This is a genomic window from Leptospira broomii serovar Hurstbridge str. 5399, from assembly GCF_000243715.2.
GTDB lineage: Bacteria > Spirochaetota > Leptospiria > Leptospirales > Leptospiraceae > Leptospira_B > Leptospira_B broomii.
Window position 1 is genome coordinate 1,619,930 of sequence record NZ_AHMO02000008.1, and the last position, 13,937, is coordinate 1,633,866.

General features: G+C 42.9%; 11 protein-coding genes. 3 read left to right on the forward strand and 8 right to left on the reverse strand.

Going from position 1 to position 13,937, the window contains the following annotated elements; genetic code table 11:
- Nucleotides 1-21: 21 nt before the first annotated feature.
- The 6 genes from LEP1GSC050_RS13170 to LEP1GSC050_RS13195 all read right to left on the reverse strand — a co-directional run bounded on the left by LEP1GSC050_RS13170 (nucleotide 22) and on the right by LEP1GSC050_RS13195 (nucleotide 7,249).
- Entirely contained in the window at nucleotides 22-2,289 is a 2,268-nt protein-coding gene (locus LEP1GSC050_RS13170) for an ankyrin repeat domain-containing protein (protein ID WP_020987283.1), read from the reverse strand.
- 81 nt (nucleotides 2,290-2,370) lie between these two features.
- Nucleotides 2,371-3,531: a hypothetical protein gene (locus tag LEP1GSC050_RS13175; RefSeq protein ID WP_010571676.1), complete on the reverse strand. Its 1,161-nt coding sequence runs from the start codon at nucleotides 3,529-3,531 to the stop codon at nucleotides 2,371-2,373.
- 2 nt (nucleotides 3,532-3,533) lie between these two features.
- Nucleotides 3,534-4,058, reverse strand: coding sequence for a TlpA family protein disulfide reductase (locus tag LEP1GSC050_RS13180; protein ID WP_010571677.1), 525 nt, complete (start codon nucleotides 4,056-4,058; stop codon nucleotides 3,534-3,536).
- 77 nt (nucleotides 4,059-4,135) lie between these two features.
- A complete protein-coding gene (locus LEP1GSC050_RS13185; protein WP_010571678.1) occupies nucleotides 4,136-4,579 on the reverse strand; it encodes a hypothetical protein in 444 nt (147 codons plus the stop codon).
- Between the two features lie 75 nt (nucleotides 4,580-4,654).
- The gene (locus LEP1GSC050_RS13190; protein WP_010571679.1) at nucleotides 4,655-5,920 is read right to left on the reverse strand and encodes an acetyl-CoA acetyltransferase; all 1,266 of its coding nucleotides are present in this window, start codon (nucleotides 5,918-5,920) and stop codon (nucleotides 4,655-4,657) included.
- 18 nt (nucleotides 5,921-5,938) lie between these two features.
- Nucleotides 5,939-7,249 carry a 3-hydroxyacyl-CoA dehydrogenase family protein gene (locus LEP1GSC050_RS13195; RefSeq protein WP_010571680.1) on the reverse strand — a complete coding sequence of 437 codons (1,311 nt, stop codon included), beginning with the start codon at nucleotides 7,247-7,249 and terminating at the stop codon, nucleotides 5,939-5,941.
- Nucleotides 7,250-7,629: 380 nt separating this feature from the next.
- Here LEP1GSC050_RS13195 and amt point away from each other — a divergent pair, with 380 nt between their 5' ends.
- From amt to LEP1GSC050_RS13210, 3 genes are all read left to right on the forward strand, one after another.
- Nucleotides 7,630-9,732 (forward strand): ammonium transporter, encoded by a 2,103-nt coding sequence (gene amt, locus LEP1GSC050_RS13200; protein ID WP_010571681.1) that lies wholly within the window; start codon nucleotides 7,630-7,632, stop codon nucleotides 9,730-9,732.
- 148 nt (nucleotides 9,733-9,880) lie between these two features.
- Nucleotides 9,881-10,162, forward strand: coding sequence for a hypothetical protein (locus LEP1GSC050_RS20865; protein WP_010571682.1), 282 nt, complete (start codon nucleotides 9,881-9,883; stop codon nucleotides 10,160-10,162).
- 1 nt (nucleotide 10,163) lies between these two features.
- A complete protein-coding gene (locus tag LEP1GSC050_RS13210; RefSeq protein ID WP_010571683.1) occupies nucleotides 10,164-11,333 on the forward strand; it encodes an RlpA-like double-psi beta-barrel domain-containing protein in 1,170 nt (389 codons plus the stop codon).
- 55 nt (nucleotides 11,334-11,388) lie between these two features.
- Here the strand turns inward: LEP1GSC050_RS13210 and LEP1GSC050_RS13215 are convergent, their stop codons facing one another.
- A complete protein-coding gene (locus tag LEP1GSC050_RS13215; protein WP_010571684.1) occupies nucleotides 11,389-11,727 on the reverse strand; it encodes a DUF6150 family protein in 339 nt (112 codons plus the stop codon).
- A gap of 32 nt (nucleotides 11,728-11,759) precedes the next feature.
- Complete coding sequence (locus tag LEP1GSC050_RS13220) at nucleotides 11,760-13,769, reverse strand: M48 family metallopeptidase (protein ID WP_010571685.1); 2,010 nt, start codon at nucleotides 13,767-13,769, stop codon at nucleotides 11,760-11,762.
- Between the last annotated feature and the right edge of the window lie 168 nt (nucleotides 13,770-13,937).

A 13,937-nucleotide genomic window follows, 5' to 3' on the forward strand; every position in this document is an offset into this window, starting at 1 on the left:
TCGTTTTCTCGCAGCGATTCTCTACTCCACGCAGTTTACCAAACATTGACCGCCGGCGGATCGTAAAATCTTCACAATATTTGGATTTTCGAATCTATTTTTTTGTACGGCCCAATCCAAAGGAGTCCATCCGACGTTATCTTTAGCATTTACGTTAGCTCCTGCTTGTAAAAGCAACTTAGCAACCTCCCCGCTGCCGCTTTCGGCAACTTTATGCAAAGGAGTCCAGCCGTCGTAATTCTTTAGATTCACGTCGGCTCCAGTTTCAAGCAATAACTTAGCCATTTTCGGCGCACTAACAGCTCGGTATAAAGGGGTCTCTCCATCGTTCTTAATAGCATTTACATCCGAGCCGACGCTGAGCAAAAGTTTAGAGACTTCGATGGAGCCTTGTCCTACCGCGCGGTGAAGTGGAGTTTCTCCGTCGCTATTCTTAGAATTTACCTCGGCTCCGAGCATAAGAAGTAACGCAGAAATATCTGGATAGCCATAGCTCGTTGCTTTATGAAGAGGAGTATTGTCTAAAAGATCCTTAGCGTTGGGATCGGCGCCTTTTAAGACAGTCCTAATAATATCATCCGGTTTTCTTTGAAAGACCGCATTAAACAGATCAGAATCGGCGTGGGAATTAGGTGGAATTTGATTTCTTGCGATTCTAACTGCGTCAGGACTGATTAGGATCTGCTTATTTTCAATTAATCTTTCGAGTGCGGAAATACCGGATCCGTTTTGTCTCGAATTCGGATCGGCGCCGGTTTTGATACATGTATCGATTTGTTTTTGAAACTTCTTATCTATTCCTTCATGGAGAAGTTCGTTCGCTCTCCCTTGATCGAATATAACTTTTCCTGCATACGAGTAGGCTTTGTTTCGCAAGGCGTTATAATTCCTGATTAGCTCGTCCGTCGCGAATTCGGATCGTGTTAGCGTCTCTAAGCCTAATCTCAATCCTTCTTTGATTCTCTCGATATATTGTCTTTTTCCTTTCTCTTCAATTTCTAAACCTTCGGATATATAATCCTTTTCTAAAGTTTGAAAAATTCCACCTAACTTGCTTTGTAAATAGGATCTTCCGGTGGCTTCCGAAGCGCTAATTTTCTTTTCTATTCGAGTTTTTAGGGTCTTGTATGATTGAGTATCAGGACGTTTGGACGAGAGTTCTGCGCGAACAAAGCGGTAGGAGAGGGTAGCGCTAGTAAAGTCAAAATTCGAATACTGAGAATCCCCTTCCTTTTCGATATTGCTAAGGACTGCTATATCTAATTTTTCCACTCTATCTTCGATGACTTTTTCTAGATCTTTAGTTCGGTAAATTTCCTTAACCTTGGAATGATAGTCGCCGAGAATTTCCCTATATTTATCTAAGAAGGTTTTTAGGCTAGAGCTGGGAACGCCGTTTGCCGACTTCAATTGAGCGTCGATGACGTCCAATTTACCTTTGTAAATGAATATAAAAGAGTTCGTGATGCGAGATCGAATTCCCTTTAAGTAACCTTTTATTTCACTTTTAGACTTCTCGGATAGACGATCCTCGATTGTTAAAAGTACTGTTTCGTATATCGAAATGGATTTATCATATTGTTTATTTTTGGCCGCAAGGTCGGCCGCTTCTAACGCTCCTGTCGCAGCTTCTATAAATCCTTGTGCCCCGCTATCGGAGGACTTAAAATCTAGAACATTTATTTCCGTGCCTTGAGCGGGATCTATTTTTAGCGATGGGAAGTCTATATTGCTTGGATTTGTGAGCGAGATCCCGGCAATATTCATGGAATATTTTGGATCGATTAACTTTCTCCCTGCCTCTGCGGCGTAATAATCTATTTGAAATTCTTGAAATTCAAAATCAAAATTCGTTTTAATCGTATAGGTTAATAATTTAGGATCACGAGTCTGGCTACGTAAATAAACTTTAAAACCGCGGGGAGAACCGGATATTTCACCGGAAACAAGTATATCGGCATCGATTGCATCGGCAATTTGAGTCATACAGATTTCGTCGCTGCAATTCTGTTTTTGCTTCAGCTCGGCTTGTCGAAGCAGAGTGGCGATCGAGTCATCGTCAGCAATATTATACTTTCCTTCATAGTTGCGCAGGATCGAGTTTATAATTCCATTCCTTAGACGATTTTCCAGAGCGGCGGGAATATTGCGCTCGATCTTGAATTTATGAATGTATATTTTAGGTAAGGGATTTTCGTTGGCTACGATTTGGGAAAAGAAAGAAAGAAAGATAAAGGAAAGTAGCAGCAGAGTAGGAACCGTGATCGAATTTCTATAGAATGGTTCCATGAAACGACGTTTAATCCTTAAATATAAATGAAACTTGTAAATAGTTAAATGTAAGGAATTAGTAACCATGCCGGGCAAATCTTATTCCGATCTTTGAGGATTTAATGCCTTCTCCGCTTCGATAACGACGGAATTTCCCTGAATTTCCTTGCTATGAAACGAAAATCCCAGTCGATCTTTATAATCGCGTAGATAGGAATAAAGTCGCACGGCATTAAAGAGAGCTTCAACATCCAGAAGTATTCTGCCTTTGGAATCTCGTCCTCTTTCCGTGACCGAATTGATTCCCCGGATGGAACGAATCGTTCTAGAAATATTCATATCGATAAACGAATCGTAATTCATCCCTTCTATCGTTAGATTGATAGTATATCCTCGTTGCCATTTGTTTGCGAGCTGTTGTTTTAGAGAAGGAACGAGTACGTTTAATATTTGCTCGATGGCTTTTTCCGATCCTATATTTAGATCGATGGCAGGATGACCGCCTCGAATGGTATCCGCGGCTAGAATTCTTTGCGATCGGGTTTCGATAAGTTTATAGCTAAGACCGGCAAACGTACTTAGCATGTCGGAGCCATCGACTATCGTTCCCCCCTGCCTTACTTCATAGGAACCTAATAGGACTAATTCGCAATTTTCGTTTACTGCGGATTCTATCACTTTATTTCGGAATATTTCCGATTCGATCGATTGGGAATAATTTTTGGTTTTAGCGGAAATTTCTAAAACCTTATCTTTATTTAAAAATTCGAATCCGGGAAAAAAGGAAATAAATCTGGCTTCGGCTCTAGTATTTCCTGCTTCGATCGTTTTACTTCCGATCTTCTCGGAAATAAGAACTAATATACGAGGTTTCCCTAGAAATTTATATTGCTCATCCAAGGCGTTTCCGATCAATCTTTTGCTGACGTAACCGGAAGCTCTTAGTTTGACGCCGTCTCTCAGTTGCGTATCGGATAGAATCTTAAAATTTCGAATTAATCCTTCGCGAGAAGATTCTACAAAATAATCTTTCGAAGTAGAATCCACGATGATCGATTGAGATTGCACGAGTTCTCCTAGGATCAGACCGATCATTTCAATTTTAGCATTTCGTTCGGCTTCTTCTCTATTGGCTCCCTGGGCTTCGACTTCGACGTATCCTAATTCGTTCGGAATTTCCTTAATTTGATAATATATGCATCCGAAATTGAAGTGCAACAGGATAAATAGGAAATTGAATAAGAGGAGATTCTCTTTCACTCTTATCTTCCGTTTTGCTCGATCGCTAAAATCATGCGTTGCCAGTTTTCTTCCGTATATCCCGATCCTTTAAAAAGGATTTTTTTATTTTTATCTAGAACATAACTAGTAGGAGTTCCTTGAAATCTAAGATGTTTCATACTGGTATTTAAGGTATCATACAGAATTTCTGCTCGGTTACTTACCTTTAAGGTGGCGGCCGTTCCTACCGCACTGTCGAGAGTGTCTTCCAAAAAAACGATCCATAACACTAGCTTTATTCCTCGCTTATCTGAGGAATTCCAATTTTCAACAAAGGACACGAGTCTAGGTACTTCCTCTTTGCAAGGGATGCAGGTCGAGCTAGTGAAATTTACGATCAATAATTCTCTCTGCTTTAATATCATAAGTTCTTGATAAAGCGTTTTGCGTTCTTGAGTGACAGTATATAAGGGGATATTGGAAATCTCTTCCGAAATTGCTTTTCCGGTCGCGATAAATAGGAGAAACGGAACAAAGCTGAGGAGAATCTTTTTTTTCTGACCCATACCGGATAAACAACTATGACCCGGCTTTCGACGTATTTCCTCCGCAAGAATCTTTGTTTTCCTGCGGATTAGTCGGTTTAATACGTTTCTTCCTCCTCGGAAGAATAAGAATAAATCAAGCTAGCTATTAAAATAAGGACGGATTGATAAAAAACCCAGAGCCAGGCGATTTGTGTAGGAATTGCCCTCGTAAGATGCAAAACGGAAAGTATCGGAGCCACGAACGCTGCGACGGAAAATACGAATCCTGCTAAAATTCCTCCAAGAATTCCGATAGGGAGGGCCGCTCTTGCAAAAGTGATCATTAGGCCGAGGAAGAATACTTGAATCAAATCGGCCACAATCGGACCTATCCAAAATATTTCCGTGATCGGAACGAAGAAGGATCGAAATAAAGGGTCATAATAAAATACGGAAAACAGTAAAGTTCGTAGTGGAATCGATACTACTTCCCAGAATCCGAAAGCAACGAAGAACCTCAGCAGAAAACGATTCCAATCTTTAGAATTACGTAGACCCATTCAATCAAACCCCTTCGTTTGAAATAAAAAAGCCCGGGACACCCGGGCTTTTCCATCCTTTTTTATCGGAATTTATTATTTTCCGAGGATGAACACATAGTTGGTGGTTGCCGACCCGCCGATGTTCAACATCAGACCGTTTTTGGCGCCGCCGATTTGGTAATCACCTGCAGTATCGGTAACTTGCTTGTAAAGATCGAGCATCATTCGAACTCCGGAAGCCCCTACAGGATGTCCCGCTCCGATCAATCCACCCGATGTGTTAATCGGTTTTTTACCGTCAAAAGCGATTATGCCGTCCTCAATAGCTTCGTGTTCTTTACCGGGTTGCGTGATTCCGAAGGCAGAAATTGCCGCATACTCGGAGGAGGTAAAGCAATCATGAGTTTCGAATACGTCGATGTCCTTCGTATTTAATCCTGCGCGATCGTATGCGTCTTTTACAGTTTGGCGAGTCCAAGGCAAAATCCATTTTTCGCCTTTAGATTCCGCTACTTTCGCTTCGAATGTAATCGGTGCAACTCTATGTCCCCATCCTTTGATTTTAGGATAGGCCGAAAGTTTTTTACCTTTCTTCTTTGCGAATTCTTCCGCGTAGTTTTTGCTCGCAAGGACGACTAACGCAGCTCCGTCGGTCACCTGAGAACAATCGGTGATACATAGGCGGCCGCCGACTGCCATATTGAATTCCCCGCCTCTTGCATCCGCATGTTCTCGATTCATGAACCAAGAGCGCGTCTGTGCCTTAGGATTTTTTTTCGCGTTTGCGTAATTAATCTTGGAAATTTCTGCGAGCGCTCCCATGAAGCGTTTTTCTTCCAACTTGTAGCGTTCTAGAATCACATCGGCTAGTTTTCCGAATAGTTTCGGGAAAGGAAACTGAACTCCACGAGCCTCTTTTTCATAGTAGGCGGCTGTCCCTAGAAAGTCCCCGCCTATAGAAGAGGAAACGGTCTTCATGATTTCCAAACCGACAACGATCGCAACATCATAGTCTTTTGAACGGAGTTTCGTCTGAGCTGCATCGAGAGCGACGGAACCTGAAGCGCAAGCAGCTTCATAACGCGCACTAGGAACTCCGTAAAAACAAGGATCGACTTCGGTCAAGAATGCGCCCATGTGACCTTGCGTCGCATATTGCTCAGCATCGAAGTTTCCGACAAAAACGCCGATACGATTTTGCTTGTTGAGTTTTTTGATTTCTTCCGGGGTAAGACCGACTTTCTCAAGTCCGTCTTGGATCGCTTCCCGAAACATGGACATAAAGGTCTTTCCTTCTTTCGTCCAGTTGCGCTGAAAGTCTGTCTGCTCCCCGCCGAGTACGTAAACGGTATCCTTCATAAAATCTTTCCTCCCCGATTATCCTTTAAAAAGAGAACGAGCATCCAGGATATCCTTCAATTCATAGAAGGGTTTCCCAGCCTTCGCTTTTGCCAAAACATCCGGAACGGGAAGTTTTGCCTTAGTGATTAGACCGATCGCTTCTTTCGGTCCGCCCAAGAAATCGACAAAAGCCGAAGCAGGAGCCCAATTGAATCCTGTTCCCATAGCCAGATCGGCCATTTCTTTAGAATCTACGACTTCGCCTACGATAGAGAGAGAATAGCTCACATAGCGGGCAATGAAGTAGCGAGCCAAGTCTGCTTCCAAGCCTTTTGCTTCTTTCACAACGTTCATAGCGCCGATGTAATCGGCTTCACCGATTCTACGATTCGCTTCCTTAATGAAAGGGATATCGAATTTAGGGACGGGCACATAAAGATCACCCTTAATATCGTAATAGAGTTTTTCTTTTTTTCCGTCCGGAGTTTTAGCCATCTTGAAAAGACCTTGGCCGGATTTACGCCCGAGATCTCCACGATCGATAAGCTTTTGAAAATAGCCCGGAAGTTTAAACGTAGAATGCGCGGCGTCTTTCGTCATTTCATACAGGTTATCGACGATTGCCTTATGAACGTCTAAGCCTACGAAATCCGCAGTATCCAACGGAGCCATTGCACGGCCGGTATATCCGCTCATGATCGCGTCTAAAAGCGCGATGCCGCCTTTATCGGAATATTCTTCAGCTTTCTGAGCGACTTCATTTATTAATTGAAATCCAATTCTGTTTCCGGCAAACGCGGGAGTATCATTCGTGTAAACGACTGCGCGTCCCAAAACCTTTTCTAGATACTCGCCTAATTTTTTGGTAACTTTCTTATCGTTTCCTTTATGAGTTACGAGTTCGCAAAGAATCATTTTATAAGGCGGATTGAAGAAGTGGGTTCCGTAATAATGTTTCTTTCCGTCTTCGTCAAAAGCCTCCGCTAACCGAGCGATCGAAAGTCCTGAGGAAACTGTGGACACTATCGTTCCCGGTCTCCGAGCTTTTGCTATTCTCTTATTGATCGGTTCTTTTACTTCGTAGCTTTCTGCAACTAATTCGAACACCCAATCCGATTCAGCTACGGCTTTTTCTAAATCTTGATCGTAAGAACCGGGAATTAAGCGTGGGCGAATTGTATCCGTTTTGACCGAAGCTACTGCTTTCTCGATTCCTTCTTTAGCTTTGTTAACGTCCCGAGCCAGCATATGGACCTTGGCCTTTCCAAAGGCGGCCACGATCGCGGCGGATCCGGCGCCCATAGTTCCATTTGCGCCGAGGACGGTTACGGTTTTGATTTCCCTCATGAAATTATACCAACGTCTAGGTTATTTTAAATATAATACCTGTTTAAAACATGCTTTCGGGATGGAAAGGCTTTTTTCATCTAATAAATGGCTGCTTTAGGCCCTGAGAGACAGAGTTTGTAGAACGGACGTTACGTTCGAAAAAAATGACGTTCGGTATGCAAGTTGATTTTTCTCGCGCAAATTGAACTCGCAGTTATAGATTATTTGTCGGTTTGAATTTTCTATCGCCTAAGTATCAAAAACGATCCTCTTTTACTTCGAAAAAAACAAGACCTTCCTTTCGAGCTTGCAAGGTAACGGAATTCCAGGGTATTCCGATAATCGAGACATTATGTGAATTAAAAAAAAAGATTCTTTAGTGAGAAGAGGAACCTACGATGCCGACCGATAAAAGTTTGCTGGATATTTTATGGATTTTGGTCTGCTCGGGACTTGTCCTGATCATGCAAGGCGGGTTTTTAGTTCTAGAATCCGGCTTAACAAGGGCTAAGAACTCCATCAATGTCGCGATAAAAAATGTTGCCGATTTTGGAGTCGCGACCCTTCTTTTTTATTCCTTTGGCTTCGGCTTGATGTTTGGGACATCTTGGTACGGATTATTCGGCACATCGCAATTTTTTCCTGAATTTCCCGAAGGAAAGGCCTGGGGGCCGACATTTTTCATTTTCCAACTAGTGTTTTGCGGCACTGCGGCAACCATTGTCTCCGGCGCGGTTGCCGAGCGATTAAAATTTAGTTCGTATATGCTGGCAACTGCCCTCATTTCTGGAATCATCTACCCGATCGTGAATCATTGGTGTTGGGGTGGAGGAGGATCTTTAGAAGAAAAGAACGGCTGGCTTTCGCTTCTCGGATTTCACGACTTTGCGGGATCAACATTGGTGCATAGCGTTGGAGGATGGGTTTCGCTCGCACTGTTATTGGTTGTGGGTCCAAGGATCGGACGATTTCCGAAGGATGGTAAACCTCAGCAAGTAACGGGAAGTAATTTACCGATGGCTATGCTAGGAGGAATTCTTCTTTGGTTCGGTTGGATGGGATTCAACGGCGGGAGTACGCTTTCCTTTAACGAGAAGGTTCCCGGAATTATTTTAAACACAGTTGTTGCGTCAGGCTTTTCGATGATGATTGCCATGCTAGCGGCTTGGCTACTCAAAGGTTTTCCGGAAGCTACAGCACCTCTGAACGGGTCTTTGATCGGGTTGGTTGCAATTACCGCCGGCGCGGACTGTCTCACTCCGGTTCAGTCTGCAATTGTAGGAACGATCGCCGGTCTCCTGATATATCCTTCCGAATTTCTTCTAGAAAAATTGAAGATCGACGACGCTGTCGGGGCTGTTCCCGTACATTTGATCGGCGGTATTTGGGGAACCTTAGCTACCGGAATTTTTGGAAATCTCTCGATCATGCAACACGAAACAGGCCGGCTTTCTCTCTTAGCAATCCAGTCTTTAGGGATTCTTTTGGTCGGCGCGTTCTCGTTTGGAGTCGCGTATTTGGCTTTCTGGCTTTTGAATCGGTTTTATACTCTAAGAGTAGACGGCGATGAAGAACGGATGGGGTTGAACATCTCGGAGCATAAAGCTACAACGGAGCTCATCGATCTCTTTCTGGCGATGGATTACCAGAGAAAAACCGGGGACTTGGCAAAAGACGTTCCTGTAGAACCCTTTACGGAGGTAGGACAAATTGCGGAGAGATATAATCTTGTTTTAGGTAAAGTTCGAAATACCCTGGCGGAAAATGAAAAAGCAAGACAGGAAATTTTGGAGGCCTATGAAAAAGTAAGTTTCGAGCAGGACCGAGCCGAGAAGCTGTTATTAAACGTACTTCCTCCTTCGATCGCCGCCGAGTTGAAGCAAAACGTAGGCTTAATCGCCGACAGTCATCCTAATGTTTCGATCTTATTCGCGGATATCGTTGGATTTACGCAACTTTCTTCGAGTATGAAGCCGGAATCCGTTGTTAAACTCCTAAATCAAATTTTTTCTCACTTCGATATCCTAGCCGAGAAGTACCGATTGGAGAAAATTAAGACGATCGGTGACGCATATATGGCCGTAGGAGGCTTACCGATTCCGGATAAGGACCATCCTTTACTTGTAGCTCATATGGCGTGGGATATGAAAGAGATTCTATCTAGATTTAAGTTAAAGAAACTCGGAACAGGGTTAAGCATGAGGATTGGGATCAATACCGGGCCGGTTGTCGCCGGTGTTATAGGAACGAAAAAGTTTATTTATGATATCTGGGGAGACGCTGTAAATGTAGCTAGTCGTATGGAATCGCATGGGATCGCTGGTGAAATTCAGGTTACGGAATCGACTGCGCAAGCGATTCAGTCTGATTTCGAGTTAGCAGAGCGCGGAAATATAGAGGTTAAAGGAAAAGGGTTCGTGAAAGCCTTTATCGTGAGCCGCCGAATTCGTACTCCTGAGCAAAGTCTTAGTCATTTAAACTTTTCCCTAGGCACGAACTAGAGGTTGTATTAAAGATTTGCGAACCGTTTAGCTTGCTTTAACGATTGAAAAGCAAAAAAGGTTTTACTCTTTTTGGTCGAGGCCATAGGAGTGGAAATTTGTTAGTGGAATTACGGAAGGATTTCCCGCGATACAAGGAGTATCTCCCATGGTAGCTAAGAAGAAAGCAAAGAAAAAGGCCGCCCCAAAGAAGAAAGCGGCTAAGAAGAAAGTAGCAAAGAAAAAGCTCGTTAAAGCCCCGAAAAAGAAGGTCGTAAAGAAAGCAGTTAAGAAGGTGGCAAAGAAGAAAGTCGCAGCTAAGAAGCCGACGAACTCTCCTCGTCCTGCTGCTCCAGCACCTGCACCGGAAACTACTCCGGCACCGAACCAAGGTTCTCTTTTTCCTTGGGGAAATTCAGGCAATTCAGGGGAAGGAGAAGGCAACCCATAAGTTGCTTTCCTCAAGCAAAACCCTAATCCCGTTCCCTACGCTTCGTAGGGGCGGGATTCTGATGGTGTTCTTCCTCATCTCAACTTCATTTCTATTTGCCCAACCTTCGCCTCATTATGCAAAAGTACTCTGTTTACGCTCCAGCTCCGGTTGCGAATGCCGAAACCCGATTACACAATCTCTAACTCGTCTTTTTCACGGGGAAGCAGTCATCGTTGATTCACCGCATACCGGAGAAGAATATGCTTCCGTTCGAAATGCGGACAAACAATGCCTGTTTCCCAGGAATAATCTCAAATTTTTGACGTATAAATCCGGTTTTCGACCCATGGAAACAAAAAATGATCATTCCCCGAAGTCATTGGAATTTCTATTGTCCAGCGCAGACGCCAATGAGATCGCAAAATTATCCGAGATGAACTTAGGGCGGTATTATCCCACATATTATCATCTAGCATTGGAAGAAGCTTACCCAGGGACGATTGTTTCGGTCATTTCCCCGACGGGAAAAGAAATCGGGAAGGCCTCGGCATCCTTTTTGGAGCAAGTCCGTTGGGAAGGAAGCGGAATCGGAACGGACGGGACCAAATATCATTTTGCAGGAGATGGAAGATACGAAACTTACGATTTAGAGTGGGGTTGGGGTGCGGGACACGGCTATCAGGTATTTCCGTATCGAACCTTAGCTGTGAGTTTTAGGGATTTATGCGCAAAAATCGGAAATCGAATCCATAATTGTAATAAATCCAAAGTAATCGGAAGTCTTGCATTCATTCCGAAAATCCGAGAGAAACGAATTCGGATGTCCAATGGAAAATTTCACGACGGCTTCTTTTGTATTAACGACACGGGCTCTCCAGCATACATTCGCGGGGATCGGATGGATATTTTCGTAGGAACTCATGGGGGAGGAAGCCCCTATCAACCGAAGGAGCTTGCCCGAAACATATTTTTAGATGCCGGAATCCAGCCCTTAGTTCCCTGGGATTGGAGATTTTATACTTCGGAAAAGGAACGGGAATGGTGTCTCGAAGATAAGCTTCCAAAGGACCCGTTTTCACCCAAGCCCGGAGAATGTAATTCCGATTACCATGCCAATGCCCCCGAGAAAGGAATGGAATTGCATGTGTTCTTTAGGAAGGACGGAAGTTTGGTTCGTTGCAGAGCCTAAGAAAACTATCCCCACGATTTTTCCGATTGAAAGGCTTTAATTATTTGGAGAAATTCTAATGCAATCTTCCTCGATATCGGTTGGATTTTTTCCATCCGGCATCGGTTTTATAATTCGTGATATAGGCTATCAAATCGGCGCTCGATTTATTCGAGGTGACGGACACTTTTGCATTAGCATCCGATGAATAATTAGTATAGTACCAAATTTCATCCTTACCCTTAGCATCATATCTATATTTGGTTACATAGACTATAATATCCGCATCCGATTTGGATTTGGTAAAATATACCTTTAAGTCGGGAGATTGTAAATGGCGATCCGTTAAATAAATTTCTCCGGAAAATATAGGCAGTGCGAAAAACAATCCGCCTAATAGAATAAAAAAGGGCACTTCGTAAGTTCTCCATAATTCATTGCGAAATTTTACTGAATAATTAATATTTCTATTTTTCCTTTTTTATTATATTTAACGAAGGTATCTCCTTTTTCATAGTAATCATGAAATTCGCCCTGCTTCTTATATTTGGATCCTAGGAATTTTTCCACTATCGGCTTCGTTGCGCCTACGGTAACTCCGTTGCCTAAGCCAGGACTGGACTCGCCAAGAACTTTAACCTGAACTACTTGGCCCATGTCTAGAACGAACGCCGTGTCTTTATTATCATAGATGAAATATTCCACTCCACTCGATTTATCAGTTTGGATTCGTTTCGGTTTTCCCCAATTTTTCAAAAGATCTTCTAATTTATCGCCGGGGCCGACTCCTCCGACTTTTAAAGCTATTTTGGAATCTTTCGCGGGAGGCGGAGGCAATTCAATGTTCTGAATTTTCGCCAATACCTTTGCCCAGCCGGAAGTCGAATCGTAATTATTCAGATAGTAGGATGCCAAATTTTTGGACTTAGTATCCAGGCTAGCATAAGATTCCATTAGCGCGATATTAAGAAGAGGAGTGAAATTTTCGTAAATATAGTCGGGATCGATCCGCTGCTTCTGAGCCGTCGAATTAACGATTGTCTTTAAATAATCCGCAACTTGGGGATTCTTGGAACTTTGAGCCAAGAGATTATTAATCTTTTGATCTATCGAAATTGCCAATCGATTAAAAAGCTCCCGGGCTTCCTCTTTACGGTTCGTCCAGTATAACACGACTCCAAGATTATTGGCTAACGGAACGGTTCCCTCGGCCTGAAATGCTTTTGTTGCGATATTTACCGCTACATCCAAATCTTTATCGTCGGCCGAATAAGAAAGTAAGACGGCGTAATTGGATAAAAAATAAGGGTCGTCTATTTTAACAATTAATGTTTTATAATATTCTAGAGCCTTGTTGTAGGCAGCCTCGTTGCCGGGAATCGTTCTAAAAACGGAACGTTGCTTCTTTTCTTGCGGAAAGATCATACTGTCTCGAAAGGAAGGCATATCTATCACTGGCTTGACTTTGAGTTCTTCGGTCGAAACGGTGGCCATCCAAATTTTATGCAGGCAAATCGCTAATGCCTTACTTAAATAAATGTTTTCAGGATAGCGCTTAATCGCTTCCTCCAAATTAATCCTGGATTGATCTAGATTTTTGCTTAACTGGATATCGTCGAAAGTTCTCTCCATAGTTGCCAAAAAGGAATATAAATCCTTCTTATCCGTATTTAAACGGGATAGGCGTTCGTTCGGAGAGGGATGGCTGGAAAAATAGGACGATCCGACTAATTCAGTTCTAGTTTTATCCGCTTTAGACGCGGCTAACGAATCCTTGTAAGATTGCTCGACTTCATTCAATGCTTGGAGAGTAACAAGCATGTATTCTCCGCCGTAACCGGCCCTATCCAATAAAAATAAGCCGGTTTGGTCCGCGTCAAGTTCTTGCTCTTGAGAGAATTTGGTGTTCTCGAGAAATGCCTTCGCTGCTTCTTCGTTTTTCAATGCATAGAATTTTTTTACGCTATTTAAAACATGTTTATTATAAAAGTGAGATAATTCATGCGAGAGTACTCCTGCGATGTATCTTTCCCGATGGAAGTCGAGGTTACTCGCGGCATTCGCTTCGCGTTGCGAAATGATTTGGTCCAGAGAATCCAAAGCGCCCGAATGAATGCAAAATTGGCCGCCAGCCATAGCAAATGCATTGAAAGTGGAATCTTTAACGATTTTATAGACTATAGGAAACGGTGGATTCCCTGAATTTTGAGACAATCTAGCGAATGCATTATCAATCGATTTTTTCCAGTCTTTGTAATCGGGTAATACGGTCTGAGATTTGATTAGATTGGAAAACTGAACATTGCTTTGCCTGACTAGTTGAGCGTAAAGTTCCGAATCGAATGAAATTTCCTTTTCTTGCGCCGAAGCTGAAAACGCGGCGCTAAAATAGAATATTGCAAAAAACAAAAATTTAGACGATTTCAGGACGGACTTTTTTTTGTTTGAAAGAGGCATAGTGGTAGCTCCGGGAGGGAAACATATCCGGCAAAATTTCGGATGTCAATCGGAAACTAAGTAATGAATAGTCATTTAGAACTAATTCAATAAATTATTCCCAAATACGTCCGCAAAAAAGGTTTAGAAGGTTCGGAGGAAATCCCCGAAAATCACGGAAGAAATTCG

Bases quoted from the DNA above. Each gene is read 5' to 3' on its own strand.
- LEP1GSC050_RS20865 (WP_010571682.1), top strand. From the start codon at position 9,881: ATGGTAGCTAAGAAGAAAGCAAAGAAAAAGGCCGCCCCAAAGAAGAAA.
- LEP1GSC050_RS13190 (WP_010571679.1), bottom strand. From the start codon at position 5,920: ATGAAGGATACCGTTTACGTACTCGGCGGGGAGCAGACAGACTTTCAG.
- amt (WP_010571681.1), top strand. From the start codon at position 7,630: ATGCCGACCGATAAAAGTTTGCTGGATATTTTATGGATTTTGGTCTGC.
- LEP1GSC050_RS13185 (WP_010571678.1), bottom strand. From the start codon at position 4,579: ATGGGTCTACGTAATTCTAAAGATTGGAATCGTTTTCTGCTGAGGTTC.
- LEP1GSC050_RS13220 (WP_010571685.1), bottom strand. From the start codon at position 13,769: ATGCCTCTTTCAAACAAAAAAAAGTCCGTCCTGAAATCGTCTAAATTT.
- LEP1GSC050_RS13170 (WP_020987283.1), bottom strand. From the start codon at position 2,289: ATGGAACCATTCTATAGAAATTCGATCACGGTTCCTACTCTGCTGCTA.
- LEP1GSC050_RS13180 (WP_010571677.1), bottom strand. From the start codon at position 4,058: ATGGGTCAGAAAAAAAAGATTCTCCTCAGCTTTGTTCCGTTTCTCCTA.
- LEP1GSC050_RS13195 (WP_010571680.1), bottom strand. From the start codon at position 7,249: ATGAGGGAAATCAAAACCGTAACCGTCCTCGGCGCAAATGGAACTATG.